This window comes from Geothrix oryzae (assembly GCF_030295385.1).
GTDB classification, from domain to species: Bacteria; Acidobacteriota; Holophagae; order Holophagales; family Holophagaceae; genus Geothrix; species Geothrix oryzae.
This window is the reverse complement of record NZ_AP027079.1, coordinates 3,239,004-3,265,981: the sequence shown is the minus strand read 5'-3', so window position 1 is coordinate 3,265,981 and position 26,978 is coordinate 3,239,004. Positions and strand designations below refer to the sequence as shown.

General features: G+C 69.4%; 27 protein-coding genes. 13 read left to right on the top strand and 14 right to left on the bottom strand.

Annotated elements, in window-relative coordinates:
• Positions 1-146: 146 nt before the first annotated feature.
• Genes rpmH through QUD34_RS15090 form a run of 5 tightly spaced genes read left to right on the top strand, consistent with a single transcriptional unit; the run spans position 147 to position 4,026 of the window.
• Positions 147-281 carry a 50S ribosomal protein L34 gene (gene rpmH, locus QUD34_RS15110; protein ID WP_026852422.1) on the top strand — a complete coding sequence of 45 codons (135 nt, stop codon included), beginning with the start codon at positions 147-149 and terminating at the stop codon, positions 279-281.
• Between the two features lie 10 nt (positions 282-291).
• Positions 292-684 carry a ribonuclease P protein component gene (locus QUD34_RS15105; protein WP_286354525.1) on the top strand — a complete coding sequence of 131 codons (393 nt, stop codon included), beginning with the start codon at positions 292-294 and terminating at the stop codon, positions 682-684.
• The gene (locus tag QUD34_RS15100; RefSeq protein ID WP_286354524.1) at positions 681-2,222 is read left to right on the top strand and encodes a YidC/Oxa1 family insertase periplasmic-domain containing protein; all 1,542 of its coding nucleotides are present in this window, start codon (positions 681-683) and stop codon (positions 2,220-2,222) included. The genes QUD34_RS15105 and QUD34_RS15100 overlap by 4 nt, the downstream gene beginning before the upstream one ends.
• Before the next feature lie 10 nt (positions 2,223-2,232).
• A complete protein-coding gene (locus QUD34_RS15095; protein WP_286354523.1) occupies positions 2,233-2,697 on the top strand; it encodes a R3H domain-containing nucleic acid-binding protein in 465 nt (154 codons plus the stop codon).
• A gap of 9 nt (positions 2,698-2,706) precedes the next feature.
• Positions 2,707-4,026: a tRNA modification GTPase gene (locus QUD34_RS15090; RefSeq protein ID WP_286354522.1), complete on the top strand. Its 1,320-nt coding sequence runs from the start codon at positions 2,707-2,709 to the stop codon at positions 4,024-4,026.
• Here the strand turns inward: QUD34_RS15090 and QUD34_RS15085 are convergent.
• On the bottom strand, positions 4,001-4,837 hold the full coding sequence (locus QUD34_RS15085) for an EAL domain-containing protein (RefSeq protein WP_286354521.1): 837 nt from the start codon (positions 4,835-4,837) through the stop codon (positions 4,001-4,003). The two genes, QUD34_RS15090 and QUD34_RS15085, sit on opposite strands and share 26 nt — an antisense overlap.
• A gap of 291 nt (positions 4,838-5,128) precedes the next feature.
• Between QUD34_RS15085 and gatB the strand changes: the two genes are divergently transcribed.
• The 4 genes from gatB (at position 5,129) to thiS (ending at position 8,398) form a co-directional block, all read left to right on the top strand.
• Positions 5,129-6,586 carry an Asp-tRNA(Asn)/Glu-tRNA(Gln) amidotransferase subunit GatB gene (gene gatB / locus QUD34_RS15080; RefSeq protein WP_286354520.1) on the top strand — a complete coding sequence of 486 codons (1,458 nt, stop codon included), beginning with the start codon at positions 5,129-5,131 and terminating at the stop codon, positions 6,584-6,586.
• A 96-nt stretch (positions 6,587-6,682) separates the two neighbouring features.
• Positions 6,683-6,970, top strand: coding sequence for a hypothetical protein (locus QUD34_RS15075; protein WP_286354519.1), 288 nt, complete (start codon positions 6,683-6,685; stop codon positions 6,968-6,970).
• A 37-nt stretch (positions 6,971-7,007) separates the two neighbouring features.
• Positions 7,008-8,201, top strand: coding sequence for a trans-sulfuration enzyme family protein (locus tag QUD34_RS15070; protein ID WP_286354518.1), 1,194 nt, complete (start codon positions 7,008-7,010; stop codon positions 8,199-8,201).
• The gene (thiS, locus tag QUD34_RS15065) at positions 8,198-8,398 is read left to right on the top strand and encodes a sulfur carrier protein ThiS (RefSeq protein ID WP_286354517.1); all 201 of its coding nucleotides are present in this window, start codon (positions 8,198-8,200) and stop codon (positions 8,396-8,398) included. The genes QUD34_RS15070 and thiS overlap by 4 nt, the downstream gene beginning before the upstream one ends.
• Positions 8,399-8,417: 19 nt before the next feature.
• Here the strand turns inward: thiS and QUD34_RS15060 are convergent, their stop codons facing one another.
• The 7 genes from QUD34_RS15060 to QUD34_RS15030 form a co-directional block, all read right to left on the bottom strand.
• Complete coding sequence (locus tag QUD34_RS15060) at positions 8,418-10,097, bottom strand: hypothetical protein (protein ID WP_286354516.1); 1,680 nt, start codon at positions 10,095-10,097, stop codon at positions 8,418-8,420.
• An 88-nt stretch (positions 10,098-10,185) separates the two neighbouring features.
• Positions 10,186-11,316 carry a bifunctional diaminohydroxyphosphoribosylaminopyrimidine deaminase/5-amino-6-(5-phosphoribosylamino)uracil reductase RibD gene (gene ribD / locus QUD34_RS15055; RefSeq protein WP_286354515.1) on the bottom strand — a complete coding sequence of 377 codons (1,131 nt, stop codon included), beginning with the start codon at positions 11,314-11,316 and terminating at the stop codon, positions 10,186-10,188.
• Positions 11,309-12,226 (bottom strand): signal recognition particle-docking protein FtsY, encoded by a 918-nt coding sequence (ftsY, locus tag QUD34_RS15050; protein ID WP_286354514.1) that lies wholly within the window; start codon positions 12,224-12,226, stop codon positions 11,309-11,311. Before ftsY ends, ribD begins: the two co-directional genes overlap by 8 nt.
• 102 nt (positions 12,227-12,328) lie before the next feature.
• The gene (locus QUD34_RS15045) at positions 12,329-12,637 is read right to left on the bottom strand and encodes a hypothetical protein (protein ID WP_286354513.1); all 309 of its coding nucleotides are present in this window, start codon (positions 12,635-12,637) and stop codon (positions 12,329-12,331) included.
• A gap of 64 nt (positions 12,638-12,701) precedes the next feature.
• Positions 12,702-15,104, bottom strand: coding sequence for an endopeptidase La (gene lon, locus QUD34_RS15040; protein WP_286354512.1), 2,403 nt, complete (start codon positions 15,102-15,104; stop codon positions 12,702-12,704).
• A gap of 27 nt (positions 15,105-15,131) precedes the next feature.
• Complete coding sequence (gene nrdR / locus QUD34_RS15035) at positions 15,132-15,740, bottom strand: transcriptional regulator NrdR (protein WP_286354511.1); 609 nt, start codon at positions 15,738-15,740, stop codon at positions 15,132-15,134.
• Between the two features lie 7 nt (positions 15,741-15,747).
• On the bottom strand, positions 15,748-16,194 hold the full coding sequence (locus QUD34_RS15030; protein ID WP_286354510.1) for an OsmC family protein: 447 nt from the start codon (positions 16,192-16,194) through the stop codon (positions 15,748-15,750).
• A gap of 79 nt (positions 16,195-16,273) precedes the next feature.
• On the opposite strand from QUD34_RS15030, the gene QUD34_RS15025 reads away from it, so the two are divergent.
• Both QUD34_RS15025 and QUD34_RS15020 read left to right on the top strand, forming a co-directional pair.
• Positions 16,274-17,479 carry a CsgG/HfaB family protein gene (locus tag QUD34_RS15025; protein ID WP_286354509.1) on the top strand — a complete coding sequence of 402 codons (1,206 nt, stop codon included), beginning with the start codon at positions 16,274-16,276 and terminating at the stop codon, positions 17,477-17,479.
• Between the two features lie 42 nt (positions 17,480-17,521).
• Positions 17,522-18,799, top strand: a complete 1,278-nt coding sequence (locus tag QUD34_RS15020) for an RsmB/NOP family class I SAM-dependent RNA methyltransferase (protein ID WP_286354508.1) — start codon at positions 17,522-17,524, stop codon at positions 18,797-18,799.
• Here the strand turns inward: QUD34_RS15020 and QUD34_RS15015 are convergent.
• The 6 genes from QUD34_RS15015 to QUD34_RS14990 form a co-directional block, all read right to left on the bottom strand.
• Positions 18,796-19,179 carry a VOC family protein gene (locus QUD34_RS15015; protein ID WP_286354507.1) on the bottom strand — a complete coding sequence of 128 codons (384 nt, stop codon included), beginning with the start codon at positions 19,177-19,179 and terminating at the stop codon, positions 18,796-18,798. The genes QUD34_RS15020 and QUD34_RS15015 overlap by 4 nt on opposite strands.
• Before the next feature lie 28 nt (positions 19,180-19,207).
• Positions 19,208-20,446 carry a hypothetical protein gene (locus QUD34_RS15010; protein ID WP_286354506.1) on the bottom strand — a complete coding sequence of 413 codons (1,239 nt, stop codon included), beginning with the start codon at positions 20,444-20,446 and terminating at the stop codon, positions 19,208-19,210.
• Between the two features lie 174 nt (positions 20,447-20,620).
• Positions 20,621-21,562, bottom strand: coding sequence for a DUF2971 domain-containing protein (locus QUD34_RS15005; protein ID WP_286354505.1), 942 nt, complete (start codon positions 21,560-21,562; stop codon positions 20,621-20,623).
• Positions 21,563-21,857: 295 nt separating this feature from the next.
• Positions 21,858-23,492: a M28 family peptidase gene (locus tag QUD34_RS15000; protein ID WP_286354504.1), complete on the bottom strand. Its 1,635-nt coding sequence runs from the start codon at positions 23,490-23,492 to the stop codon at positions 21,858-21,860.
• Between the two features lie 66 nt (positions 23,493-23,558).
• Positions 23,559-24,056 (bottom strand): type 1 periplasmic-binding domain-containing protein, encoded by a 498-nt coding sequence (locus tag QUD34_RS14995; protein WP_286354503.1) that lies wholly within the window; start codon positions 24,054-24,056, stop codon positions 23,559-23,561.
• Positions 24,057-24,197: 141 nt separating this feature from the next.
• Positions 24,198-24,983, bottom strand: a complete 786-nt coding sequence (locus tag QUD34_RS14990; protein ID WP_286354502.1) for an RsmE family RNA methyltransferase — start codon at positions 24,981-24,983, stop codon at positions 24,198-24,200.
• 89 nt (positions 24,984-25,072) lie between these two features.
• Between QUD34_RS14990 and QUD34_RS14985 the strand changes: the two genes are divergently transcribed.
• Both QUD34_RS14985 and QUD34_RS14980 read left to right on the top strand, forming a co-directional pair.
• The gene (locus QUD34_RS14985) at positions 25,073-26,017 is read left to right on the top strand and encodes a TerC family protein (RefSeq protein ID WP_286354501.1); all 945 of its coding nucleotides are present in this window, start codon (positions 25,073-25,075) and stop codon (positions 26,015-26,017) included.
• The gene (locus QUD34_RS14980; protein WP_286354500.1) at positions 26,017-26,964 is read left to right on the top strand and encodes a bifunctional riboflavin kinase/FAD synthetase; all 948 of its coding nucleotides are present in this window, start codon (positions 26,017-26,019) and stop codon (positions 26,962-26,964) included. Before QUD34_RS14985 ends, QUD34_RS14980 begins: the two co-directional genes overlap by 1 nt.
• The last annotated feature ends 14 nt before the right edge of the window (positions 26,965-26,978 follow it).

Sequence of the window (26,978 nt, the reverse complement as noted above, 5' to 3'; positions counted from 1 at the left end):
CACGACAAGCTCGCGGGGAGGATCCCAAATCTAGCACCCCGCGGGGGGGATGGGAGGATGGAAATGCCCTTGAGTCCTGGGACCACCGCTGATACCCTCGAAGGTTCGTCCTCCTCCCCGGGAGGAGAGACCCCCGAGGTGGAATGATGAAGCGCACCTTTCAGCCCAACAATCGCCGCCGCGCGAAGACCCACGGCTTCCTGAGCCGCATGAAGACCAAGAACGGCCGCCTGGTGCTCAAGCGCCGCCGCGCGAAGGGCCGCCACGTCCTGGCGGTCTGACGCCGTTCCCGTGATCTTCAAGGGCCGATTCCGTACGGTCCGCCAAAGGGACCACGCGGTACCTACGCCCCTGCCCCGGCCCCTGCTGGGGCCCGAGGCGTTTCTGGACATCCGGGCCTGGCGCCGCGCCGGTGACGGCTCGGGCGATGACCTGGGTCTACCCGGGCCCCTGCTTCTCGTGACCTCGCCCCGCAAGACGGGCCGCGCCGTCCAGCGCAACCGCTTCCGCCGCCAGGTGCGGATGGCCTTCCTCGGCCTTTCCGAGCGAATCGCCGGCCGCCCCTGGATCGTCTGGGTGCGGCCCGCGCGCCTCGCCCCTCCCCTCGACAGGCTCACCCTCCGGGATATCGAAGGCCAGCTCGCGCTGGCCCTGCGCCGTCTCCCCCCCGTGGACACCCCATGAAAAACCGCAATGTCCTCCTGTTCGTGGTCGGCAGCCTGATCCTGCTCGCCGGCCAGTTCTGGCTCAGCTCCCGGTACGCCAAGCCCGTCCCCAGGGCCGAGGCCCCGGTGGTCGAGGCGCCCAAGGCCCCGGCGCAGCCGGTCGCGCCCGTGCAGGCTCCGGCCCCCGTGGCCGCGGCCGCAGCGGGTGCCCCGGCCGCCGACCCCGCGGCCGTGCACACCCTGGCCACCACGGACTTCCGCCTCACCTGGCAGGTGGCCACGGGCGCCCTCAAGCAGGCCGTCTGGCTGCAGGACGGCACGAAGTTCTTCCCCGACACCTTCGCCGGGCTGGCCGCCTTCCAGGGCCAGGGCTTCGAGACGGTGCGCGAGGAGAAGGGCGCCGAGGGGACCACGGTCATCTTCGAGAACGCCGCCGGCGACCGGCTGAGCTATGCCGTCCCCCAGAAGGGCCTGACCCTCCGGGTGGAGGGGACCTCGCCCCGGAACGCGCCCGTGCTGCTGGTGGCGAACCCCGCTTCCGACGAGCCCGTGAAGCATCTGGGCCGCGTGTTCTCGCTCACGGAGAAGTCCGTCGAGGCCGTGACCTGGGCCGAGATGCTGCATGACCCCTTCTTCAGCTTCATGGGGGCCAAGCGCAAGGTGCTGCCGCCCTCGGCCGAGCGCCTGGGCCTGGACGCGGGCATTGAGAAGGACGAGAAGAACCAGCGCAACCACTACTTCGCCGCCCTCTGGAAGCTGCCCCGGCCCGCCGGTCGCGACGCCTCGGGCTACCAGCTGCTGCCCGAGAACGGCCACTTGAGCGCCGCCCTGTACCTGGGGCCCAAGCAGGCCGAGACCCTCACGGCCTTCGAAAAGCCCTACACCAAGGTCATCGACTACGGCTTCTTCGGCGCCGTGGCCCACCTGCTCTTCTGGATCCTGAAGAAGGTCCACGCCCTCGTGGGCAACTGGGGCTGGGCCATCGTGATCTTCACGGTGATCATCCGCCTCGCCACCTGGACGCTGAACACCAAGCAGACCATCTCCATGCTGCGCATGAAGGACTTCGAGCCGCACCAGAAGGCCATCCAGGCCAAGTACGAGAAGTTCGGCAGCGACATGACCAAGAAGGCGGAGATGCAGAAGGAGCTCATGGAGCTCTACAAGAAGAACGGCCACAACCCCATGGGCGGCTGCCTGCCCATGCTGCTGCAGATGCCCATCTTCCTGGCCCTCTGGTCCATGCTGAACGCCGTCTTCGAGCTGCGCCACGCGCCCTTCTTCGGCTGGATCACCGACCTGTCCGCCAAGGATCCCTACTACATCTTCCCGGTGCTCATGGGCGCGTCCATGTTCGCGCAGCAGGCCGTGACGCCCGCGGTGGGCGACCCCGCCCAGCGCAAGATGATGCTGGTGCTCATGCCCGCGATGATGACCTTCTTCTTCGCGCAGAGCCCCGCCGGGCTTACGATCTACTACTTCGTGTTCAACATGATCGGCCTCGCCCAGACCTGGTGGATCATGCGGTCCTACAAGCCCCAGGCGATCACGGTCTAGGAGGTCAGCCATGCGGAAGAGCGGCGCCAGTCTGGAGTCCGTGCCCGAACTCATCGCCCGGTGGTCGGCCCACCTGGGCCTGGTGGTGGAGGTCAAGGCCGCGCCCTCGGGTGATGAGGAGGCCTTTCCCAACCGCCTGGCCATCTCGGGCCCGGACGCCGGCCGGTTCGCCGCCGACCGCGGCGTGGCGCTGGATGCCCTGCAGTTCCTGGTCCATGAGGCCCAGGGGGAGCGCGAGGACCAGAAGCTGGCCTACCTCGATGTGAAGGGCGTGCGGTTGTTCCGCATGCAGGAAGTCATGGCCATGGGCCGCTTCGCCGCCGACCGGGCCCGGGAGCTGGGCAGTCACACCCTGGGCGCCCTCAGCCCCCGCGAGCGCCGCTGGGTGCACCTGGTGGTGAGCCGCGAGGAGGGTCTGGGCACGGAAAGCGAGGGCACCGGAACCTTCAAGCCCGTGAAGGTCTTCCGGAAGTAGACTGGCCCGGTGCATCCGGCCCCCGATCCCATCTGCGCCCCCGCCACGGCCCTGCTGCCCTCGGCGGTGGCCCTGGTGCGGGTGTCGGGGGCGGGCCTGCGGGCCCTCCTGGCCCCCCTTCTGGCCCTGCCCGAGCCCCGGCGCGCCTCGCTCCGCACCCTCCGCTGGGATGGTTTCCAGGAAAAGGCCCTGGTCCTCTTCTTCCCCGGCCCTGCCAGCTACACGGGCGAGGATCTGGTGGAGCTCCAGGTTCACGGGAACCCCCGGCTGGTCCGGAGCCTGGTGACCCACCTGGGCACCCTGGGCGTCCGGCTGGCGGAGCCCGGGGAGTTCACCCGCCGGGCCCTCCTGAACGGCAAGCAGGGGCTCCTGGAGGCCGAGGCGCTGCGGGACCTGGTGGCGGCGGAGACCGACACCCAGATCCGCCTGGCCCAGGCCCGGGCTGGCGCCCTCCCGGACTGGGTGACGGCCGCCCGCCAGGCCCTGACCCCCTGGATGGCCCGGGCCGAGGCGGCGGTGGACTACGGGGAGGACGAAGGAATCTCCATGAATATGGGGCACTTGTTTGAAACGCTGGCCCCGATCCGTGCCCGGTTCCACGTGGAACAGGCCCGTGCCCGGGCCGCCCGACACCTGCAGCACGGCCTCCGGCTGGCCCTGGTGGGCCGGCCCAATGCCGGGAAGAGCACCCTGTTCAATGCCCTGGCGGGTGAGGACCGGGCCATCGTCACGGACATTCCGGGCACCACCCGGGATGTGCTGGAGGTCCGCTGCGAGTGGCGGGGTCTGCCCCTCCGCCTGTTCGACACCGCGGGTCTGCGCGAGACGGCGGATCCGGTCGAGCGCCTGGGCGTGGCCCGGGTCCGGCCGGTGCTGGAGGGGGCCGACCTGGTGCTCCACCTCTGGCCGACCCAGGATCCCGAGCCCGATCCCGTGCTCCAGGAGGCCCTGGCCCCCTTTGCGGGCAAGGTCCTGGAGGTCCGGACCTTCGCCGATCAGGCCCAGGCCGCCGGGACGACCCCCGGTGTGGCCATCGCCGCGCACCAGGGGGATCTGGATGCCCTGGAGACGGCCCTGAAGGATCGGGTGCTGGGCGGCCTGGCACCGGACGCCTGCCTGGGGGCCCTGGCCACGGACCGCCAGGTGGAGCTGCTGGAGGACCTGGCCCGGCAGCTGGACCTCCTGCTGGCCCTGCCGCCGGCCTGCCCGCCGGAGCTGCCGGCCTCCCTGCTCCAGGGGGCCTGGGGCCTGCTGGCCCGGCTCACGGGGGAGGATCGCGCCGAGAGCGCCCTGGACCAGCTCTTCAGTGGATTCTGTCTCGGGAAATAGGCTCCGGAGGCTGGACGAGGCGGGCGGGACGCCGCATGAAGCTGCGGAGGTGCCACTCCTGGGGGAAGGGATGCTCCTTCCAGAGGGCGATGGGTCCCGGGACGCCGAACAGGTAGCCCTGGAGCAGGGTGACCCCCATCCAGCGGGCGATGCGGAAGTCCTCCACGCTCTCCAGGTTCTTCGCCAGGACCCGTCCGCCCATCTTGCGGGTCATGTCCACGAGGGCCTCCAGGATGGCCTGCCGCCGGGGGTCGCGGAGCAGCCCCCGGGTCAGGAGGGGGCTCAGCTTCAGGATGTCGGGCCGGATTTCCAGGATCTGATCCAGGTTGGTCTCGCGCACCCCCACATCATCCAGCGCCACGCCCACCCCATGGGCCCGGAGGTCCTCCAGCACATCGAGATGCTCGGTGCCCTGCCCCGATCCGCTCTGGACATTCAGCTCCAGGATGAGCCGGGTGAGGGGGATGCCGGCCTCGGCGGCGCATTCGGAAAGGAAGACCGGAAACTCGGGAAGCAGGGCCAGGGTGGAGGTGTGGACATTGAGGGACAGGAGGGTGCTGTCCGGTAGCTCCCCGCCGGCCCTCAGCACCCGGGTGAGGCAGGCCACATCCAGGAGGGTGCGGTCCATGGCCCCGTCGCCGGGCGCGCCCATCAGGTCGGGGGTGCCGAGGAAGGAGTCATCCGCCCCGTGGGCGAAGCCCTCGAAAGCCGTCAGGCGCAGCACATCGCCCCGGAGCTCGAGGATCGGTTGGAAGAAGGCCTGGAGGTTTTGAGCGATTGCCAGCTGTTGCGCGGATTGGAACAGGGTCATGCCTGGCTCCGGTGACCATACCTTGCCCTCCGGGGCGGGAAACCCCGGAGTCGATAGACGGAACTCCCAGGCCGGAAGGGTCCGGTCCAGCAGCCACACCATCAGGCTCGTGTGTAACGGCAAACATAGAGACACGGTCGCCTTTAACAAGCCAAAAACAGGAAAGATGGCTTGAAAAACAAGGACTTTTTGTTGGTGTTTTTTCGATCTATGAAACACCTTCTGGAATCGCTGGGTTTGCCCGGGGGTCCGGTCGGGCCGCAGCCCGCCTACACTGGGGCGGGAGCGCCCATGAATCCGGGGTTTGAAGCCATCATCGGTCTGGAGGTCCATGTCCAGCTGCGGACCCGATCCAAGATGTTCTGCGCCTGTCGGAACAGCTATGGCGCGGCGCCGAACACCCAGACCTGTCCCGTGTGTCTGGGCCTGCCCGGGGCCCTGCCCGCCCTGAACGGGGAGGCCGTCCGCATGGCCCTTGCCCTGGGCCTCTCCGTGGGCGCCCGCATCCGGTCGGACAGCTCCTTCTACCGCAAGCAGTACTTCTACCCGGACCTGCCCAAGGGCTACCAGATCACCCAGGGGCCCGTGGCCCTGGTGGAAGGCGGCGAGCTGGAGATCCCGGGCGATCCCGCCGTGCGGGGCGTGGCCGGCCCGGTGCGCATCCGCCTGGAGCGGGCCCACCTCGAGGAGGATGCGGGCAAGAGCAGCCACGACCAGCGTCCCGGCGTCAGCCTGGTGGACCTCAACCGGGCCGGGGTGCCCCTGCTGGAGGTGGTGGGCGCGCCGGACCTGAGGAGCCCCCAGGAGGCCTCGGAATTCATGAAGGCCCTGCACCGGCGGGTGGTCTTCCTGGGCATCTGCGACGGCAGCCTGGAGGAGGGCAGCTTCCGCTGCGACGCCAATGTGAGCCTGCGGCGGGCGGGCGAGGCCTTTGGCACCCGGGTGGAGGTGAAGAACCTCAATTCGTTCCGCTTCGTGAAGCAGGCCCTGGCCTTCGAGATCGGGCGGCAGGCCGGGCTGCTGGAGCGGGGCCTGCCCGTGCGCCAGGAGACCCGCGGCTGGGACGCCCAGGTCGGGGAGACCCGGGCCCAGCGCAGCAAGGAAGCCGCCATGGACTACCGCTACTTCCCGGAGCCGGACCTGCCGATTCTGGGGATCCGGCCTGAAGAGGTGGAGGCCGCGCGGGCGGCCCTGCCCGAGCTGCCGGAGGCCAAGGCCGGTCGCTGGCAGGCCGCCTTCGGCCTGGGCCTGGACGAGGCTCATGCCCTGCTGCAGAGCCCGGCCTTCACGGCCTACTTCGAGGCCCTCACCGCCGCCTGCGGGAGCGGCAAGGCCGCCGCCAACTGGATGCTGGGCGAGGTGAGCCGCACGCTGAACGAGCGGCACCTGGACATCGAGGCCTTCCCTGTGCCCCCCGAGGGCCTGGCGGGCCTGATCCGGCTGGTGGAATCGCGCCAGATCGCCCACGGCGCCGCGCGGGATCAGGTCTTCCCGGCGCTGCTGGCGGGCGAGGGCCCGGCGGAGGCCATCGTGGCCGCCAAGGGGCTGGCCCAGACGACCGATCGCGGGGGCGTCGAAGCCCTGGTGGCCGGGGTGCTGGCGGCCCATCCCGGTCCCGTGGCCCAGCTCCGGGCCGGGAAGGAGGGCCTCCGGGGCTTCCTCGTGGGGCAGGTGCTCAAGGCCGGCGGCGGCAAGGTGGATCCGAAGCTGGTGAACGAGATCCTGGCGGAGGCCCTGGCCAAGGCCTGATCCACGCCCCATGCTGGCCTTATGAGCCCGAAGCAGGAGCGGAGGGCCACTTTTGGCCCTGCCGAAGCCCGAAGGGTGCGGCACAGGAGGTGCCGCATGACGAACGAGATCCCGTCCGCCCTCGCCGCCTACCATCCCGGCGTGGGCCATGTCTGCCACGGGTGCGGCCGCGTGGTCGTGGACGCCATCGAGACGCCCGGCGAGCCCTTCCGCTGCCTGGACTGCGGGAGCCTGATCCCCACGCCGGAAGACGAGCTGACCCGCGCGGCCATGGAGGACCGGGGGATCGTGGAGGCCGCCGACGACCGGCCCACGGTGTGGCGGCTCGTGGTCGTGATCGCCTTCGCCGTGGTGGCCCTGGCCATCGTGTTCTGGAAGCGGTAGGGCTGACGGGCCTATCCTGGGACTTGGAGCCACGCCGATGCCCAAGCCCTGGGGACCCACCACCACCGCCATCCACGCCGGGAAGCACTTCAACCCCACCCGGGCCGTGACCACGCCCATCTTCCAGACCTCGGTCTTCGAGCTGCTGGAGAATCGCGAGGGCGCGGAGTTTGCGGCCGCCATCGAGCCGCCCGCCTTCTACACCCGCTGGGGCAACCCCAACAGCAGCGAGGTCGAGGCCGTGCTGGCGGAGCTGGAGGGCGCCGAACGGGCCCTGGTGACGGCCTCCGGCATGGCGGCCTTCGCGCTGGTCTTCGAGGCCTTCCTCAAGGCGGGCGATCACCTGGTGGCCCCCGCCGCCATCTACCTGGGCACCGAGCAGCTGATCCGCCGCTGGGAGGCCCAGCGGGGCCTGACGGTCACCTGGATCCAGAACACGCTGGATCTGGACGAGTGGGCGGCGGCCCTCCGCCCCGAGACCCGCATGATCTGGGTGGAGACGCCCTCGAATCCCACCCTGGCCCTCACGGACCTGGCGGCCGTGGCGGCCCTCGGGAAGAAGCACGGCATCCGCACCGTGGCCGACAACACCTTCCCCAGTCCCATCCACACGAAGCCCCTGCGTTTCGGCTTCGATCTCAGTGTGGCCTCGGCCACCAAGTACCTGGCGGGCCACTCGGATGTGGTGGCGGGCGTGATCGCGGGTTCCGACGCGGATGTGGTGACCTGCTGGCACCTCACCAAGGTCATGGGGCCCACCCTGGATCCCATGGCCGCCTGGCTGCTGCACCGGGGCCTCAAGACGCTGGCCCTGCGGGTCCGTCGGGCCTCGGACAACGCCCAGGCCCTGGCCCAGTGGCTGCTCTGGCAGCCCCATGTGGCGCGGGTGGACTACCCGGGCCTGCCCACCCATCCCGGCCACGAGATCGCCGCCCGCCAGATGGAGACGGGCTTCGGCGCCATGATCGGCTTCGAGCTGCGGGCTGGGCTGCGCGCGGGCCAGTGCTTCTGCGAGGCCCTGGAGGTGATCACCCGCGGCGTGAGCCTGGGCGGCGTGGAAAGCCTCATCCAGCACCCGGCGAGCATGAGCCACCTGAAGACCGCGCCCGAGGTGAAGGCCCGCCTGGGCATCTCGGACGGCCTGCTGCGCTTCTCCGTGGGCATCGAGGATCAGCCCGACCTCATCGCCGACCTGGAGAAGGGCTTCCAGGCCGCCGCGGAGGCCCGGTGAGGCTGCAGATCAACGGGGAGGCCCGGGAAACCCCGTCCCTGGGCACGGTGGCCGACCTGGCCGCCTGGCTGGCCCTGCCCGCCTTCGGGAGCGCCATCGAACTCAACGGCGAGGTCATCCGCCGCGCCGACCACCCGGCCACCCCCCTGAAGGAGGGGGATCGCCTGGAGGTCGTGCGGCTGGTGGGCGGCGGCTGAGGGCAGGTTCAGGCGCCGGTCAATTCACGCTGATCGTGTAGCCGTAGGTTCCCGTGGCCGTGGTGGCCCCGGCACGCACCCGGGCCACATAGACGCCGGCGGGCAGGTTGGAGGGGCTCAGGGTGCGGGTGCTGCCGGGGTTGCTGAAGCTGCCCATGACCCAGCCGCCGGGGCCGATGAGCTCCAGGTAGAAGTCCTGGCCGCCGGTGGGCGTCATGGTGATGGTGCGCGCGCCGCCCCCGTGGGTGAAGCGCCAGGCCTGGCTCTGGTTCCGGTCGTAGTAGAGGTCGGCGCTGGGGGCGTAGGTCTGGAGCGTGCCTGCGGCGCTGAGCGGCAGGGCGCTGGTCTGCCAGAGGGCCGTGCCGGCGAAGTAGGTCGCGTTGGGGTTGGGCACGGCCTCGAGGGCCAGCTCGGTCAGGATCGCGTTCCAGGTGGTGGTGCTGACGCGGCTGGCCACGCCCTGCAGGTAGGTGGGGTAGCAGCCCAGGGTGGCCTGCTCGTACTCGCCCGTGCCATCGGCGTAGGGCGTGGCGGACCGCACCGCGGCCCAGAGGGTCTGGAGGCCGGGCTGGGTGCCGCCCAGGGCGTTCTTCCACAGGCCCCAGAGGCTCACGGCGATGGAGCCGCGGGTGAACTCGCCCTTGGTCGCGAGGGGCACGGCGGCGTGGCTGCCGAGGTCGAAGGTGTAGACCTGGGCCACGCCGCCCGCGTCCACATAGCTGTCCAGGAGGCGGCCGTCGTTCCGCACGGCCCCGGCCAGGAAATCGGAGAAGCCGGCCACGAAGGCGGCGGTGGATTCGCTCTGCTCCGTGCGGTCCACCCACACATTGTCGTTGTCGCGGCGCAGGAGGGAGAGGCTGCTGCTGCCGTCAGCCTTGTAGCTGTGGTCCGCGAAGAGCAGGCGGGCGAAGCTCTCCTGGAGCACGCCGTCATCCCACTCGTCGGTCTCCGTGTTGGCGGCGCCGCTGCCCAGGCCGTAGACGCCGTGGCTGAAGACGGCTCGGTTGCTGTCGGTCACCAGGTAGGTGTTCCCGGGAGCCGGGGCCAGGGCGGGATAGGTGCGGGCCTGGTCGGCCGGGTTGGTGCTGGTGGTCCAGAAGGTGTGCAGGTTGGGCAGGCGCAGCGAGGCCGAGCCGTCCATGTCGCGCACGGCGGCCCCGAAGGCCACGGCCTGGTCCGCGATGTTGAAGGCCCCGGCGATGCGGTTCCCGGCCAGGGCGGTGACGGCCAGGGTGCCGTCCTGGTTGGCGAGGAAGGCGCTGCTGGTGACGCTCCACACGGGAATGGCGCTGAAGGTGGCCAGATCCGTGGTGCCGGGCAGCGGGGCGTTCTTCACGCTGCCCCGCAGGAAGAAGCTGTTGGGGTCGGCACTGGGCACCTGGTACTGGGCGTAGACCCGCACGAAGACCTGGGCGCCCCGGGGCACGAAGGCCGTGCCGGTGCCATCGCTGCCGAGGTAGCCCGAGGCCAGCAGGGCGCTGGACCCGGCGTCCCGCACCTCGGCCCAGCAGTAGCGGGCCGGGCGCAGGATGGTGGCCCCGAAGCCCCCGGGCGTGAGGGGCCGTTTCTCGAACTGGGCCTGGAGGGTGATCTTGGCATCGGAGTAGGCGGGGACATCACTCCCGCCCCCGCCACCGCAGGCGGCCAGAAGCACCAGGGCGGTGAGGCCGGTGAGGAATCGCCAGGTTGGAAGGCGCATGGGGGCTCCGGGGTGGGATGGCTTCCAGGTTCAAGGGTCGTGCCAGGACCTTGCGGGGGCCAGCCAGGCGTTCAGGTTGGCCTTCAGACTAGCGCCAGACCTCCCAGTGCCCCCCGGGCCACCGGGCCCGGCCGCGGGGCGCCCAGGAGGCCGGAAGCCTAAGCTCCAACGGGGTTCCGCCCGCGGGCGCATCGCTCTGGAAGCGGTGGAATTCGTCGGCGAGGCCCTGCTCCAGGAAGCCGCGGACCAGGGTGCCCCCGCCCTCCACGAGCACCCGCCCCACGCCCCGGGCGGCGAGTTCGTGCAACAGGTGACGCAAACTGCATCCCCGTGAGCCCGGCGGCAGACGCAGGTCCTCCACGCCCCGCAGGGGTTCGGGATCGCCGGTGACGGCCCGGAGGGCGGGCTGGCCGGCCACGGGCTGCCAGACGCGGGCCCCGGCGGGCACCTGGCCCGCGTTGTCCAGGACCACCCGGTGGAAGATCCGGTGGGGCGCCGTGGGTGCTGGCCAGCGGTCCGTGAGCTGGGGATCGTCCACCTCGGCCGTGTGGCGGCCCACGACGATGGCCTCGGCGGCCCGCCGCAGGGCATGGCCCAGGCGCTGGATGTCCGGCGGCGTGATGGGGGTGGTCCGGCCCGCGGGCCCCAGGGCCCCGTCGGAACCCAGGGCCAGCTTGAGGCTCACCCAGGGCAGGCCCGTGCGGATGAGCTTGAAGAAGGGGGCGTGGAAGCGGGCGCAGGCCTCCCCGAGGACGCCCTCCTCGACCGCGAGCCCCTGGGCCCGGAGGATGGCCAGGCCGCCCCCGTCCACCCGCGGGTTGGGATCGCGCACCCCCACCACCACGCGCACCACGCCCGCCTGGATGAGGGCCAGGGTGCAGGGCGGCGTGCGCCCCTGGTGGCAGCAGGGCTCGAGGGTGACATAGGCCGTGGCGCCGCCCACATCCTCGTCGCGGGCCTCAGCGTCGCGCAGGGCCATGATCTCGCCGTGGGGATCGCCGGCCCGGGTGTGGACCCCGGCGCCGATCACCCGGTCCCCCTTCACGAGCACGCAGCCCACGGGGGGGTTGGGGCTGGCGAGGCCCACGCCCTTCAGGCCCTCACGCAGGGCCAGGGCCATGAAGCGGGCATCGCCCGCCAGGGCCTCGGGATCGGGCCAGGGGCCGCCCGTGGCCAGGGCCCAGGCCGCCTCGGGGGTGAGGACCGGGTCGTCAGGCATCGAGCAGACCGTCCACGAAGGCCTCGGCGTCGAAGGGGATGAGGTCGTCCACGCCCTCGCCCACGCCCACGAAGGCGATGGGCAGCTTCAGGCGGTCCAGGATGGGCACCACCACCCCCCCCTTGGCGCTGCCGTCCAGCTTGGTGAGCACCAGGTCGGTGACGCCGGCGGTGCGGGCGAAGACCTCGGCCTGCTGCAGCCCGTTCTGGCCCGTGGTGGCGTCCAGCACCAGCAGCACCCGGTGGGGCGCTTCGGGGATGACCTTCTGGAGGCTGCGCCGGATCTTGTCCAGCTCCTTCATGAGGTGGTCCTTGGTGTGGAGCCGCCCCGCGGTGTCGATGAGCACCCAGGGCGTGCCCTTGGCCTTGGCGCTGGTGGCCCCGTCGAAGGCGATGGCCGCCGGGTCGCCGCCCATCTGGTTGCGGATCACGGGCACCCCGGCCCGCTCGCCCCAGCGCTCCAGCTGGTCGATGGCGGCGGCCCGGAAGGTGTCCCCGGCCACCACCAGCACCCCCTCGCCCCGGGCCTTCAGGTGGGCCGCCAGCTTGCCCAGGGTGGTGGTCTTGCCCACGCCGTTGACGCCCACGAGCAGCACCACCTGGGGAGCGGCGGCGACGAAGGGCCGCGCGGGGTGCTGCCGCAGGAGCTTGAGCAGCTCGTCCTTGAGCACGGCCTTGGGGTCGATCTCGGTGCCGCCCTTCAGCTCCGTGCGGAGCCGGGCCATGAGCCTATCCACGGCCCCCACGCCCAGGTCCGCCTGGAGCAGCAGGTCCTCCAGCTCCTGGAGCTGGGCCTCGTCCAGGCGCCGCAGGCCCAGCAACCGGCCCATGGGCGCCAGCACCAGCTCCTGGGTGCGCTTCAGGCCCTGCTTGAATTTGTCGAACAGGCCACCCAGAAGACCCACGCCCACCTCGCGGCTCCAGTCTACCGAATCGCCGGTCCTTCCTGCCTCCGCAAGTGGTGTTCCACATGGAACATACCCGGCGCCCCGGGCGGAGGGCCACTTCGGGGGTCAGCGCGGGTCCAGGCGCTTCACCTCCGGGGGCCGCGTGTCGACGCTGCCTCCGGTCGCCCCGCTCAGGAGCAGGCCCGCCACCCAGATGGCCGTATCGATCCGGGGGCCCACGAGGTACCGCCGCTCGGCCCTGGGGGTGGAGAAGCGGGGCAGGTTCGGGACGCGGACGGGGCGCAGGGTCGGCGGCCGGCCCAGTTCACGCACCTCGCAGACCAGCTCGTAGGGCGGGTTCCAGGGCGAGGGGGCCGCGGGACTGAAGGCCAGGGGCGGCAGCTGCAGCATCAGGGAGAAGGCCTCGGTCAGCATGGACGCACCCCCGGGGAAAGGGTACGGCCCATCGCCCCCCGGGGCCAGGAATCCAACCTGGAATCTAACGCTTTTTTCGGATCGGCTTGAGGGCCTCGGGGCGTTTCCAGCCCACCAGGGCGTGCTCAAAGACCTCCTCCACATGCTTCACGGGGTGGAAGCGCAGCTGCTTGCGCAGCTCGGGGTCGATCTCCTCGAGGTCCTTCTGGTTGGCGTGGGGGATGAGGATGTCCTTGATGCCGAGCCGCAGGGCCGCCAGGGACTTCTCCTTAAGGCCGCCGATGGCCAGGGCCTCGCCGCGCAGGTCGATCTCGCCCGTCATGGCCAGGGTGTTCCGCACGGGCACATCCTTGAGCACGGAGAGCAGCACGGTGGCGATGGCGAGGCCGGCGCTGGGGCCATCCTTGGGGATGGCGCCCTCCGGGAAGTGGATGTGGATGTCCTGCTTCTGGAAGACCTCGGGATCGATCTGGAAGGCGTCGCCGCGGCTGCGGATGTAGCTGAGGGCCGCCTGGGCGCTCTCCTTCATGACATCGCCCAGCTGACCGGTGAGGATCAGCAGGCCCTTGCCTGGCATCTTCAGGGCTTCGACGAAGAGCACATCGCCCCCCACGGAAGTCCAGGCCAGGCCCGTCACCACGCCCACGCGCGGGGCCTTCAGCCGCTCGTCCTGGAGGAGCTTCACGGGCCCGAGCAGCTCGTGGATGCTCTTCTCGTCGAGGGTGAGCTTCTTCCTCAGCGTCTTCTCCGCCACGCGGCGGGCGACCTTGCGGCACACGGCGCCGAGCTCGCGCTCCAGCTGGCGCAGGCCCGCCTCCCGCGTGTAGCCCGTGATGATGGCCTTCAGGGCCTTGCGGGGGATCGCCACCTGCTTGCGGGTGACGCCGTGCTTCTCCATCTGCTTGGGGATGAGGTGCTGCTCGGCGATGCCGACCTTCTCCTCCAGGGTGTAGCTGCTGAGGTAGATGATCTCCATGCGGTCGCGGAAGGCGGGGTGGATGGGCTCGAGCTCGTTGGCGTTGGCGAGGAACAGCACCTGGCTGAGGTCCAGGGGCACATTCAGGTAGTGGTCGCGGAAGGTGTGGTTCTGCTCGGGATCCAGCACCTCCAGCAGGGCCGCGCTCGGGTCGCCGCGCATGTCGCGGCCGATCTTGTCGACCTCGTCGAGCATGATCACCGGGTTCATGCTCTTGATCTGGTGCAGGGCCTGCACAATGCGGCCGGGCATGGCGCCCACATAGGTGCGGCGGTGGCCGCGGATCTCGCTTTCGTCATGCACGCCGCCCAGGGAGATGCGCGCGTACTTGCGGCCCAGCGCCCGGGCGATGGACTTGCCGAGGCTGGTCTTGCCCACGCCCGGAGGGCCCACGAAGCAGAGGATGGTGCCGCGGAGGTCCGGCTTGAGCTTGCGCACGGCCAGGAACTCCAGGAGCCGGTCCTTGATCTTGGAGAGGCCGAAGTGGTCCTCATCCAGCACGGTCTTGGCCTGCTTGAGGTCCAGGTTGTCCTCGGTGACCTGGCCCCAGGGCAGCTCGGTCATCCACTCCAGGTAGGTCCGCGTCACCGCGGTTTCGCTGGAATCGGGGTGCATGCGCTCGAGCTTCTTCAGGTTGCGCTCGATCTCCACCAGGGGCTCGTCGGGCACCTTCATCTTGGCCAGCTTGTCGCGGAAGGCCGCGATCTCCTCGGAGAGCTCCGAGCCCTCGCCCAGCTCCTGCTGGATGGCTTTCAGCTGCTGGCGGAGGTAGTACTCCCGCTGGCTCTTGTCCATCTCGCCGCGGGCTTCCATGGTGATCTTCTGCTGCACTTCCAGCAGCTGGATCTCCCGCATGAGCAGCTCGTTCACGCGCTTGAGGCGCAGGCCCGGGTGGGCGATCTCCAGCACTTCCTGGGTCTGCTGCAGCTTCAGGTCCAGGTTCGAGGCCACCAGGTCCGCCAGGCGGCCCGGGTTGTCCAGGTTGCCCGCGATGACCAGCACCTCCTGGGGCAAGGTCTTGCCCAGGGCCACGGCCTTCTCCAGGGTCTGCTTCACGCTGCGCATCAGCGCGTCCTGCTCCAGGTCCGGGGACTTCAGCTCGGGCTCGGCCAGGGGCTCCACGCGCGCCTTGAAGAGGTTCTCGGTCTCGGTGAAGTACTCCACGCGCACGCGCTGGAGGCCCTGCACCAGGGCGCGGATGCGGCCGTCCGGCAGCTTCAGCACGCGCATGATGAGCGCCGCCGTGCCCACCTGGTAGAGGTCCTCGGGCCGGGGGTTGTCCATCTCCACCTGCTTCTGGGAGAGCAGGAGGATCATGCGGTTCTCCACCAGGGCCGTATCCACGGCCCGGATGGACTTCTCGCGGCTGACGCTCAGCGGCAGGATCACATAGGGGTAGACCACCACATCCCGCAAGGGCAGCACCGGCAATTCTTCCGGCAGCTTGGGGGATTCGTCGGGCGGGGGGGGCAGGAGTACATCGTCGGCCACGGAAAACCTCGGCCTTATAGAATACCGCTACTTTTTCCGCGTCCTCAGCACCGGGGCCTCGGCCTCGCCCGGGAACAGCGCCTGGGGCACGGGCTTGGCCGATTTGGAGGGCTCCGGCGCGGGCGGGGCCGAAGGCGGCGCCGGAATCGATGTGGAGACCGGGGCCGCGCGCCCCGTGGCGGCCTCCTTGTGCATGAGGCCCTCCAAGGCCTTCACGAAGTCCGGCAGGTCCTTGAAGTCGCGGTAGACGCTGGCGAAGCGCACATAGGCCACCTGGTCGAGGCCCTTCAGCTCGTCCATGATCAGCTCGCCCAGCTCGCGGCTGCGGATCTCGCGGTCCGGGCGCTCCATGAGCCGGGCCTGCAGGTCGCCCACCAGCTGCTCGATGCGGGCCAGGGACACGGGCCGCTTCTGGCAGGCCAGCAGCAGGCCCTTCATGACCTTCTGGCGGTCGAAGGGTTCGCGCCGCCCATCCTTCTTGAGGATCACCAGCGGCACCTCCTCCACCCGCTCGTAGCTGGTGAAACGGCGGGCGCAGGACAGGCACTCCCGGCGGCGGCGGATGGAGTCGCCCTCGCGGGACTCCCGGGAGTCCACCACCTTGTCCTCCAGGTGACCGCAGAAGGGACAGCGCACGGGGGGCTTAGACCTCCACGACGCGCGGCTCCATCACCGCCTCGCAGGTGACGGAATTGGCCACGAAGCAGTACTTGTGGGCCTTCTCGAAGAGCTCCACCACCTTGGCCATGCTGGTGCCGCGGGGCACGCGGATGACCGGGCGGAGGTGCACCTGGGTGATGCGCGTGACCTTGTCCACGGTGTCCAGCACCGATTCGGCGTGGTCCTCGTAGCCCACCACCTCGACCTTCGCCTTGGCGCAGAGGGCCAGGAAGGTGAGCATGTGGCAGGTGGCGAGGGCCGAGCCCAGCAGATCCTCGGGGTTCCAGCGGGTGACCTCGCCCGCGTATTCCGCCGCGCTGCTGACGGCGAGGGGGTGCTTGCCGGGGGCGGTGACGGTGGCGTTGCGGGTGTAGGAAGCGTCGTGGGTGCTGCCGGTCCAGGCGAGGGTGAGGGGATAGCGGTGGGCCATGGGGTGCTCCTCGGGAAGCCTGCGCCCAGAATGCCACAGCCCGCCACATGCTAGCCTGGGACGGCCTTCCGGAGTCCCCATGCGGCTGCTGATCCCCACGACCCTGGCCCTGCTGTCCCTGCCCGTCCAGGCCCAGTTCTGGAGCGAGCTGGCCAACCCCAAGGTCGAGGTGACGGTGGTCCATCCGCCGGGCCTGGGGCTCAAGGTGGAGCGCCTGGCCTTCGCGCCCTCCCGCGACCTCAACTCCCGCGAGCTGGCCGACGCCCTCACCGCCGACCTGGTGCAGAGCCGCCAGGTGGAGGTGGTGGACCGCGCCCACCTCGACGCGGTGCTGAAGGAGCAGGAGCTGGGCGCCAGCGGCTTCGTGGAGCCCGCCACCATCGCCAAGCTGGGCAAGCTGCTGGGCCCCAGCGTGCTGGTGATCGTGAATGTGAACCGCTCTGACCTCAGCCGCAACCAGTCCGCCAAGGAGGAGCGCAGCACCGACTACAAGACCAAGCAGGAGATCGTGCGCATCAAGCGGACCAGCATCACCAGCCTGGATTTCAGCGCCACGGTGCAGGTGCTGGATCTCAGCACCGGCCGCGTCTTCGGCGCCCAGCGCCTGGAGGACGCCCCGAGCCTGAGCAACACCTCGTACGAGGGCTTTCCCGCCTATCCTCGCGATTCCGAGGTGCGGCGCCTGGCCTTCGAGACCGCCAAGGTGAAGGTGCTGCGCATGCTGCTGGCCTGGAGCGAGGTGCGGAAGCTCACCTTCTTCGACGACGAGGTCTTCGGCATGGCCAGGGCCCACGACCGCCTCAAGGCCCGCGACCTGCGCGGCGCCCTGGAGCTGGCCCTGGACGGCCTGGAGCAGTCGAAGCGGGACAAGGGCCAGAAGCCCAAGTACTACCCCCGGGCCCAATACAATGTCGGCATCATCCGCTTCAGCCAGGGCCAGTACGAGGAGGCCCTGCCCTACCTCCGCGCCGCCCTGGACATGCAGCCCGACGCCAGCATCTTCCAGACGGCCCTGCGGGAGTGCCAGGACGCCATCGGCCTGCAGGAGGCCCTGCGCCGCGCGGAAACCACCCCGGCCCGGGCCGAGGCCAAGTTTGAATCAAGGCCTGAGCCGAAATCCGAGCCCAAGTCCGAACCCAAGTCCGAATCAAGGCCCGAGGGTCGACCCGCCGCCCAGGCCAGCCCCGAGGCGCGCCTGCAGAAGCTCCAGGAGCTCTACAAGAAGGGCCTGCTGGACAAGAAGGACTACGAGGCCAAGAAGGCGGAAATCCTCAAGGAGCTGTAGGCCCCAACGCGGGATAATCGGGGTTCTGCCTTTCGGAGCCCCATGCCCACGCCCGCCCGCCTCCATGTCGCCCACGCCCTGCACGAGGTCTTCGGGGAGAAGGGCCGGGTGCCGGACATCTGGGACCGCGACCTGGGTGAGGATGCGCACCTGGCCCAGGCCCTGCTCGGCCTCTGCCTGCGGCGCTGGGGCCGGCTCCAGGCCTGGGTGACGCCCCAGCTCAAGGATCCCAGCCGCGGCGTGCCCCTGGGCACCCGGGTGACCCTGGCCATGGGGCTGGCCCAGCTGGCCTGGCTGCCCGGCGTCAGCAACCACGCCGCCGTGAACGAATCCGTGGATCTGGCGGCGGACCGCGACCTGGGCTTCGTGCCTCACAAGGGGCTGGTGAACGCCCTGCTGCGCCGGGCCGCCAAGGACCGCGCGGCCCTGGCCGCCGCGCTGGATGCCCTGCCCGCCACCCTGGACCGTCCCGCCGCCGCCGAGCGGGCCCTGCGGGCGGCCCTGGCCCCTCATCAGGCTGAAGCCGAGCTGGAAACCCTCTGGACCCGCCTGCAGCGGCCCCCCCGCCCCGCCTTCCGCCTGCTGGTGGGCGAGGCCCCCGAAGGCCTCACGCCGGATGCCGACCTGCCGGGCTGCCTCCGCCTGGCGGACGAGGCCCCCTTCCCCCGCCCCTGGCTGGAAGCGGCCCAAGGGATGGTGCAGGACCGCAGCTCCCAGGCCCTGCTGGCCTATGCCTGGGACCGGCCCGTCACCCGCATCCTCGATGCCTGCGCCGCCCCCGGCGGCAAGACCACCACCCTGGCCCTGCGCCACCCCGGCGCCGCGCTCACGGCCCTGGAGGTGCATCCCCGCCGCGTGGCCCGGCTGCGGCAGACCCTCCAGCAGCGGGGCCTCGAGGCCCAGGTGATCCAGGCCGACGCCGCCGAGTGGCTCGAAACCACCGACGCCACCTTCGACCTCATCCTGCTGGATGCGCCCTGCAGCGGCAGCGGCACCCTGCAGAAGCACCCCGAGTGGCCCTGGCTGGCCCACGACGACCTGCCCCGGCTGACGGGCCTCCAGCGCCGCCTGCTGGCCGCCGCGGCCGACCGCCTGGCCCCGGGCGGGCTGCTGATCTTCGCCGTGTGCTCCTGGCTGCCCGAGGAGGGCGAGGCCCATCGCGAGTGGCTGGCCGAGGCCCGGCCGGAGCTGCGCCCCGCCGCCGTCTGGCCCGCGGCTTTGGGGGCTGATTCCGATGGCGCCACCACCGCCTTCTTCCGGCCCCACCCCCTGCGCTGGGAGGGCGAGGGCTTCCAGGCCTTCGCGGTCCGCCGCCACTAGACCTGGTACAGCTGGAGCAGGTTCCCGCAGGTGTCCTCGAACACGGCCACGGTGGCCGGCCCGGCCTCGGTGGGGGGCATGCGGAAGGTCACGCCCTGCCCCAGCAGCCGCTGGTAGTCCGCCTGGATGTCCTCCGTGGCGAAGGCCGCCAGGGGGATCCCCGCCTCGAACATGGCCGCCTGGAAGGTGGGGGCGGCCGGATGGCCCAGAGGCTCCAGCAGCAGCTCCAGGTCGTCGGGGCCCTCCGGGGAGACCACCGTCAGCCAGCGGACCTCGCCCATGGGGATGTCGGCCTTCTTCACGAAGCCGAGGGTCTCGGTGTAGAACCGCAGCGCCGCGGCCTGATTCTGCACGAACACGCTGGTGAGCTTGAGCTTCATGGGGGCTCCGGGAAAGACCGGAGTCAGGTTAGCGCGGCCCCGGCGCCAGCGGCGGCAACGGCAATGGCAACGGCGGATCCGGCGGCAGCGGCGGGAGGGCCCGGCGTTGGGGGCCGCCCGGGGGATCCTTCGGAGGGGCGAAGCCCGCGTCGTACAGGGCCTCCCCATTGGGCAGGTCCTTCAGGCGCTCGGGGTCGGCGAGCACCAGCTCGCGGCGCACCTGGGCCTGGAAGGTGAAGGCTGCGTTCCGGGTCTCCCGCAGGAAGCGCAGGCGGTTCTCGTCGTCGGTCTCCTGGACCTTCCCCTTGGCGGCGGTTTCCAGGGCCAGGTAGAGGGCGCTGGCGATCCAGGGCTCCAGGGCGTCGCCGCAGCGGCTCCAGGGCAGGATCGGCACCTGGACCTCGACCTCGTACTCCTCGTCCGTGGCCTGCACGCGCAGGCGGCCGTAGTGGGCGTCCAGCCCCGGCGTGAGCCGGTAGCGGGCCTTGCGGTCGGCCGCGGCCAGCCGCTGGATGGCCGCCTGCAGGCTGGGGGAGTGGGCCACGGTCCACCGGTAGGCCCCCAGGATCTGGGGATCCGATCCAGGCGCCAGGGGCAGCCCGCCGGCCTCGGCGGGGGGCGGCGGGGGAGGCACCGCGAAGGGCACGCCCCCGAACGCGCCGGCGGAGGCCTCGGCGGGCAACTCGCGGCGCCGGGGGCTGCCCGAGGGATCCCGCGCGGGGGCGAAGCCCGAGTCGTAGAGCTTCCTCCCGTCTGGCAGGTCCTTCAGGCGCACCGGGTCGGCCAGGGCCAGCTCGCGGCGCACCTGGGCCTGGAAGGCGAAGGCGCCCTGCATGGTCTCCTTCAGGAACAGCAGGCGGTGCTCATCCCGGGTGGCCCGGAACTTCCCCTTGGCGGCGGTCTCCAGGGCCAGGTAGAGGGCGCTGGCGATCCAGGGCTCCAGGGCATCGCCGCAGCGGTTCCAGGCCAGGATGGGGACCTGCACATCCACCTCGTACTCGCTCTCCGTGGGGAGCACCAGCAGGCGACCGTAGTTCGGCTCCAGCCCCGGCACCAGCCGGTAGCGGGCCTTCCGCTCCGCCGCCGCCAGCTGCCGCACCAGCTGCCGCAGGCTGGGCGAGTGGGCCAGGGTCCACCGGTAGGCCCCCAGCACCCGCGGATCCGAGCCCGGCAGCAGGGGGAGTTCTGCAGAGGCCTGGCTGGCCGGGGCCGGGACGGAGGCCTGGACCGGCACTTGGGCTGGAGGGGGCGGAAGGGGGAGGAACATGGGCGAAGACCTCCAGGTCGGGGGTCTGGAATCAGGCTCTGTCTACTAAATTAAGCAAACCAGACCTGCCCCCATCGAGGCACTGAACATAGATGAGGACATTAGAGATTGAGAGTGGATGAAGGCAATGCAGGCGGGGTCCGAGTTGAGCGCAGGGTTAGGCATGAGATTGCGTCACTTTTTAGAACGCATTGGAGGTTTGGTGGTTTTAGTTGGAATTGAGCGTTTGGTGGCTAATTTGGATATTTTTGTCGGAGTGGTTCTAGCTTTGGTAGGTGTATCGACTGGTGGCTCAGGATGTAAGTACTTTTCTGGATCAATTGGAACAATATCTAGGCCGAAATTGTCTGGTTTTAGAATGGCTTCTTTAAATTTTATCGATGCTCCATTTTTTAAAATATTATAAAGAGTGATTCTTTGCGGAATCGGCATTTTGAATCCAAATATTATAGATGTTATTTGTGAATTTATATCTGCTGCAATATTTCCTTTTTCAACAATTAATCGCCATTCTCTTTCATAGGACCAATCATTCGATTTGGTATAAATTAAGCTACGCCTAATTTCTTTCTTTAGACTGTCGTCTCCCAATACTAATTCATCTACTGCGATTTCTGGCTTCTTAATTGAATAGCGTATTGGAAGAGTTTTTTCATTAATTGCAAGATCATTACCTTCAGATCGCAAAAATTCAACACATAAGCCATGATGTTGCTCTGCATAATGTGACCACATTAATATGTTGTCGTTGACTTCACTGAGGCTTAGAATCCCAATTTCCTGCAATTCTTTGGCATAACCCGCACTTCTTTTTTCGGCTAGATAATTGATAAGTTCATCTGGTTGTATCTTAGAATGTTTGAGCTCCCTTAAAAGCTTAGAAAGTACACGTACAGCTTTTTCATTCTTTCTTTCTCGTGCCAGCCGAAGCAGATCTTCATTCGCAAGTATAAAGGCGGCTTTACTCATTACTGATAGCAGCCTCAATCCGCAGTCCAGAGGGTCATTAAAGTTTTCTGGTTTTGAACACCAAAATTTTTTATTCACAAGAGCTGTAACGGTATTTGTAGTGAACGGCATATATTTGTAGAGGTATTTTATTTCGGGGAAAATCATGTGCCTCTCCTGTTTTGTAGTTTAGTCTCATATATTATAGCCTAACTATGAATTAGATGACTAGCCCCGCTGTGCGGAGTTATCGCCTAAGAGGGCTTGAATGCAGTATAAATATTGAAGATGCCTTGGATGGATGGTATCGCCAAGAATGACGCACACCTAAATGCAGGCAAACGAATCCCATCACGCTTGACCGCTCGACAGGTTGGGGCTGAGCCGACATCTCGGGCTCCTGGGGGATTCGCCCCAGGATACTCGAAGGACTGGCGAGGGAAGGGCCGGGTTTTCGCGTGTTTTAGCGGGCGGACTTGAACGAGGGCTTGGTGGGGGCGTTGGCCACGGCTTGGCCCAGGTCGAAGGTGAACTGGGTCTGCTGCACCATGCCGCGCAGGTCCCAGGTGGGGTCGTATTCGTCGGTGACCTGGTGGTAGCGCTTGCCGTAGGCGGCGGCCTTGGCCTTCAGGGCGGCGGGGTCGGCGCCCAGGTAGTCGCGGCCGCCGCCCACGGAGAGGGCGGGCACGCCGGCCTGCACGAAGCTGAAGTGATCGGAGCGGAAGTAGCCGCCGCCCAGGTCGGGGCGCGGGGGGGCCACCGTCAGGCCCGAGGCCTTGGCCACGGCCACGCCCAGGTCGCCCAGGGTGCTGCGGTTGGCGAAGGGCAGGCCGATGTCCCGGGTGGGGGCCACGAAGTTGAGGCTGTCCAGATTCAGGTCGGCGGCGGTCTTCGCCAGGGGCCAGAGGGGATCGGCGGCGTAGGCCTTCGAGCCGAGCAGACCCTGCTCCTCGCCGCAGACGAAGAGGAACATCTGGCTGCGCCTGGCGGGCGCGTGCAGGGCCGTCTGGGCCATGGCCAGCAGGGCCGCGCAGCCCGAGGCGTTGTCCACGGCGCCGTTGTAGATGTCGTCGTGGCCGGGGTGGGTGTCGGCCGAGGTGCCGCGGCCCAGGTGATCCCAGTGGGCGGAATAGATCACCGTTTCGGCCTTCAGGGCCGGGTCGGTGCCGGGCACCACGCCCGCCACATTGAACTGCGTCACGGTGCGCACGGCGCTGTGGAGGGTGCCCTTCAGGCGCAGGTCGAGGGCCACGGGGCGGAAGTCGCGGCGCTGGGCCTGGGCCCGCAGGGCGTCCAGCTCCTGCCCGCCCTGCTTGGCGAGGGCGCGGGCCAGATCCTCGGTGACCCAGCCCTGGAGGGGCGTGCCCAGGGGGCCCTGGGCCAGCTGAAAGCGCTCGGCATCCCAGCCGTTGCGCACCACGGGCCAGCCGTAGCTGGCGGCGGGGGTGGTGTGGACCAGCAGCACGCCCAGGGCGCCGTGCCGGGCGGCCTCCTCGAACTTGTAGGTCCAGCGGCCCTGGTAGCTGAGGTCGGGGCCGTCGAAGAGGTGGGGCTCCTCGGCGGTGGGCGCGGGCTCGTTCACCAGCATGAGCAGCACCTTGCCCTTCACATCCAGGCCCTTGTAGTCGTCCCAGCGGTCGAGGGCCGAACTGATGCCGTAGCCCACGAAGACCACGGGGGCATCGAAGGCCTGCTCGGCGCGGTCGAGCCCGGCCCCGTAGACGATGTCGGTGCCGAAGGCCGGCGTGGCGCAGGCCCCGCCGCCCAGGAAGCTGAGGGTGCTGCGGCCCGTGAGGGTGCGCAGGCCCAGCAGGGACACGGGCTGCCGGTAGCTGTCGCCCTTGGCGGGGCGCAGCCCCAGGGCCTTCAGCTGGGTCTCCAGGTAGCGCACGGTGAGTTCGGCCCCGCGCTGGCCCGTGCCGCGGCCCTCCAGCAGGTCATCGGCCAGGAAGGCCAGGTGGGCGCGGAGGGGGGCTTCCTGGATCGCGGCCGGGTGCTTGGCCTGGGTCGTGGCCTGGGGAGGCTCCGCCGGGCTCTGGGCAAGCAGGGCGGCCGGAAGGAGAAGGCCGGCGGCCAGGAAGGGCGGCGGTACACGCATGGAGGCTCCCGGGGGAGCCTCCAGCATACCTCGCATGATGTGGTGTGGCCGGGTTAGATCCGGGCCTTAGATCTGGCTGGCGTTGGCGGGGAGGCTCACGCCGGCCACACCCGCCACCTTGGCATTGCCCAGGAGCTTGCCGCCGGTGCCGGGGCCCACGCCGAGCACCGCGCCCTGGCGGACGCCCGCCTCGGTGGTGGCCAGGGTGGGGACCTTGGAGGCGGCCATGCGCTGGATCAGGAAGGAGGCGGCGCTGGTGCCGTCGCCGGCCACCTTGTCGCCCGCCACCAGCACCACCGCATCGGGGCGGCGGCCGCCGAGGGTGCCGAGGGCCTTGCCCATGTCCTGGGGGCCCTTCACATCGATGACGATGATCTTCATGCCGGTCATGGCGCCGCTGATGGCATCCACAGCGCCCTTGCTGTGGGCGGAGTCGCAGACCACGGCGACGGTGGACATCTGGGGCCAGGTGGAGCGCATGGCCTTGCCCAGGGCATCGTAGTCACCGGCGGACAGGGAGGCGGTCATCAGGGCGGCGGCAGACAGAAGGGTCACAAGCTTCATGGAAGATTCTCCTCGGGGCCGTCCGAACGCACGCCGGACCGGGCACAAAGAGACTCATCGGCGGCGCGGGCGCATTCTTGAGCGGTCCAAATCATTCATTTTTAATATTTATAAATTATTTGATCGGGTGTGACCGGGCCCTCAGGGCCTTCCCAGCTCGAACTGCACCGCCCCCAGGAGGGCCACGGGGGCCGTGACGGCCCGGAGGATGCTGCGGCCCAGGCTCACGGGGGCCCAGCCGGCGGCGGCCAGGGCCGCGAACTCGGCCTCGGTGATGCCGCCCTCGGGACCGCTGGTGAAGGCCAGGGCCTCGCGGCGGAAGGCGGGGTTCGCCTCCCCCGTGGCCAGCTCGTAGGCCACCCATTTCTGGGGGGCCTCCCAGGCGGGCAGGCCCGCGAAGGGGATCGGGGCCCGCAGCTCGGGGCGGCGGCTGCGGTGGCTCTGCTCGCAGGCGGACTGGATCAGGCGGGCCCAGCGCTCCATGCGGGCGGCGGTCTTGGCGGCGTCGAACTCGCTGCGGGCATAGACCACGGGCTGGATCAGCGTGACGCCCAGCTCCACCAGGGGCGGCAGCCACTCGTCGAAGAGGCTCAGCTGGGCGGGGATGGGCAGGCAGGCCACCAAGGCCACCGGCGGTTCGCGATCCTCGCGCAGGGGGGCCACCAGACGCGCCACGGCCTGGCCGCGGTCCAGCTCCGCCAAGTCGGCGGTCCAGACCTGGTCGGCCAGCACCAGCTCCAGGGCCGCGCCGGGCTTCAGGCGCAGGGCCTTGAGGTGGCGCGCGGCCTCGGCCCCCAGGGGCACGGCCAGGTTCTCGGCAGCGGGCGCCGGGGGCGGGACATCGAGGAAGAGGCGGGGGAGGCTCACGGGGCCATGATCGGCCATGGCCCCGGCGGGGCGCAACGGCAGGCGCAAGGACAGGTGCAAGAGCGGGTGCAATGACAGGACAGGGCGCGGGCGAGCGGGGAGGGGCCCCCCCTTCCCCGGTTCGTTAAGCTGGAAGGTCTGGAGGTTTCTTGGTCGACGCACTGTTGCAAGCCGCTCCCTGGTGGGCCTGGGTGGGCTTCCATGCTTTCGTGTTCCTCATGCTTGCCCTGGATCTGGGCGTCTTCAACCGGCGGGTTCACGCGCCCTCCATGCGGGAGGCGGGGATCTGGAGCGCGGTGTGGATCACCCTGGCCCTCATCTTCAACCTGCTGATCTTCCAGGCGGAGGGCACGCAGAAGGGGCTGGAGTGGTTCACGGGCTATGTGCTGGAGAAGTCGCTCAGCGTGGACAACCTCTTCGTGTTCGTCCTCGTGTTCCAGAGCTTCCAGGTGGACCTGAGGCACCAGCACCGGGTGCTGTTCTGGGGCGTGTTCGGGGCCCTCATCATGCGCGCCGCCATGATCCTGGCGGGCACGGCGCTGCTGAACCGCTTCGAGTGGATGATGTATGTCTTCGGCGCCTTCCTGATCTACACGGGCGTGAAGATGCTGCTGCTGAAGGATTCGGAGTCGGATCCCACGCAGAACCCGATGGTGCGCGCCTTCCGGCGCTTCGTGCCCTTCGACGAGAAGGGCGGCCACGAGCACTTCTGGACGAAGAAGAACGGCCGCCACTTCGCCACGCCCATGCTGCTGGTGCTCATCACCATCGAGGTGACGGACCTGGTGTTCGCCGTGGATTCCATCCCCGCGGTGCTGGCCGTGAGCCGCGATCCCTTCGTGGTCTACACCTCGAACATCTTCGCCATCATGGGCCTGCGGAGCCTCTACTTCCTGCTGGCCAAGATGATGGACCGCTTCCATCGCCTGAAGACGGGCCTGGCGGTGGTGCTCTCCTTCGTGGGCGTGAAGATGTGCATCGCGGAGTGGGTCCACATCCCCGTGCAGTACAGCCTGCTGGTGATCGCCTCGGTGCTGGCGGGGAGCGTCGTGGCCAGCCTGGCCTGGCCCGCCGAGCAGGGCGGGACTGAATGATGGAAGTGTGGCGCCGCACCCTGGAGGCGGCCCCCGCCTCCGGCCCTTTCGTGGTCACCCTGGGCAATTTCGATGGCGTGCATGCGGGGCACCGGGAGCTGCTGCGCCTCGCGGCGGCCCGGGCGAAGGCCACGGGCCAGCGGGCGGCGGTGGTGACCTTCGATCCCCACCCCACGGTGATCGTCGCGCCCCAGCGCAAGCCGAAGCTGCTGATGACGCTGGAGCAGCGGCTGGCGGCCTTTGAAGCCGAAGGCATGGACCTGGCCTGGGTGATCCCCTTCAGCCGGGCCTTTTCCGAGCTGAGCCCCGGCGCCTTCCTGGACGCCCTGGGGCGGGCCCTCCTGCCGGTCGAGCTCTATGTGGGCCGGGCCTTCGCGTTCGGCCGCGACCGCAGCGGCACCGTGGCCACGCTGGAGGCCTGGGGCGCCACTCACAACTGCCAGGTGCACACGCTGGCGCTGCTCGCCCCGGACGGGGGGCGGCTGTCCAGCACCCGTATCCGCGAAGCCCTGGACCACGGCCAAGTCGAGGCCGCGGCCGACCTCCTGGGGCATCCCTATTCCCTCACGGGCGTGGTGGTGGAGGGCGACCGCCGGGGCCGCCACCTGGGCTTTCCCACGGCGAACCTGGCCTGGGAGCAGGAGCAGCTGCCGGCCTTCGGGGTCTATGTGACCGAGGCGCACCTGCCCCATCACGGGCCTCACGAGGGGGGCCCCCGCCTGGGTCTCACCAATGTGGGCGAGAAGCCCACCTTCGAGGGCCAGCGGCTCACGGTGGAGACCCACCTGCCCGGCTTCGAGGGCGACCTCTACGGCACCCGCCTGGAGGTGCGCTTCCTTCACCGCATCCGCGGCGAGGTGCGCTTCGCCTCCGTGGACGAGCTGCGGGACCAGATCACCAAGGATGTGGCCGCGGGCCGGGCCTGGTGGAAGGCCCACCGGGGCTGATCCAAGAGGGAGCG

Bases quoted from the DNA above. Each gene is read 5' to 3' on its own strand.
- QUD34_RS15010 (WP_286354506.1), bottom strand. From the start codon at position 20,446: ATGTTCCTCCCCCTTCCGCCCCCTCCAGCCCAAGTGCCGGTCCAGGCC.
- QUD34_RS15015 (WP_286354507.1), bottom strand. From the start codon at position 19,179: ATGAAGCTCAAGCTCACCAGCGTGTTCGTGCAGAATCAGGCCGCGGCG.
- QUD34_RS15070 (WP_286354518.1), top strand. From the start codon at position 7,008: ATGCCCAAGCCCTGGGGACCCACCACCACCGCCATCCACGCCGGGAAG.
- ribD (WP_286354515.1), bottom strand. From the start codon at position 11,316: ATGCCTGACGACCCGGTCCTCACCCCCGAGGCGGCCTGGGCCCTGGCC.
- QUD34_RS15045 (WP_286354513.1), bottom strand. From the start codon at position 12,637: ATGCTGACCGAGGCCTTCTCCCTGATGCTGCAGCTGCCGCCCCTGGCC.
- QUD34_RS15100 (WP_286354524.1), top strand. From the start codon at position 681: ATGAAAAACCGCAATGTCCTCCTGTTCGTGGTCGGCAGCCTGATCCTG.
- QUD34_RS15075 (WP_286354519.1), top strand. From the start codon at position 6,683: ATGACGAACGAGATCCCGTCCGCCCTCGCCGCCTACCATCCCGGCGTG.
- QUD34_RS15000 (WP_286354504.1), bottom strand. From the start codon at position 23,492: ATGCGTGTACCGCCGCCCTTCCTGGCCGCCGGCCTTCTCCTTCCGGCC.
- QUD34_RS15025 (WP_286354509.1), top strand. From the start codon at position 16,274: ATGCGGCTGCTGATCCCCACGACCCTGGCCCTGCTGTCCCTGCCCGTC.
- QUD34_RS15030 (WP_286354510.1), bottom strand. From the start codon at position 16,194: ATGGCCCACCGCTATCCCCTCACCCTCGCCTGGACCGGCAGCACCCAC.
- QUD34_RS15060 (WP_286354516.1), bottom strand. From the start codon at position 10,097: ATGCGCCTTCCAACCTGGCGATTCCTCACCGGCCTCACCGCCCTGGTG.
- gatB (WP_286354520.1), top strand. From the start codon at position 5,129: ATGAATCCGGGGTTTGAAGCCATCATCGGTCTGGAGGTCCATGTCCAG.
- QUD34_RS15020 (WP_286354508.1), top strand. From the start codon at position 17,522: ATGCCCACGCCCGCCCGCCTCCATGTCGCCCACGCCCTGCACGAGGTC.
- QUD34_RS14995 (WP_286354503.1), bottom strand. From the start codon at position 24,056: ATGAAGCTTGTGACCCTTCTGTCTGCCGCCGCCCTGATGACCGCCTCC.
- rpmH (WP_026852422.1), top strand. From the start codon at position 147: ATGAAGCGCACCTTTCAGCCCAACAATCGCCGCCGCGCGAAGACCCAC.
- QUD34_RS14980 (WP_286354500.1), top strand. From the start codon at position 26,017: ATGGAAGTGTGGCGCCGCACCCTGGAGGCGGCCCCCGCCTCCGGCCCT.
- QUD34_RS15085 (WP_286354521.1), bottom strand. From the start codon at position 4,837: ATGACCCTGTTCCAATCCGCGCAACAGCTGGCAATCGCTCAAAACCTC.
- QUD34_RS15095 (WP_286354523.1), top strand. From the start codon at position 2,233: ATGCGGAAGAGCGGCGCCAGTCTGGAGTCCGTGCCCGAACTCATCGCC.
- QUD34_RS15005 (WP_286354505.1), bottom strand. From the start codon at position 21,562: ATGATTTTCCCCGAAATAAAATACCTCTACAAATATATGCCGTTCACT.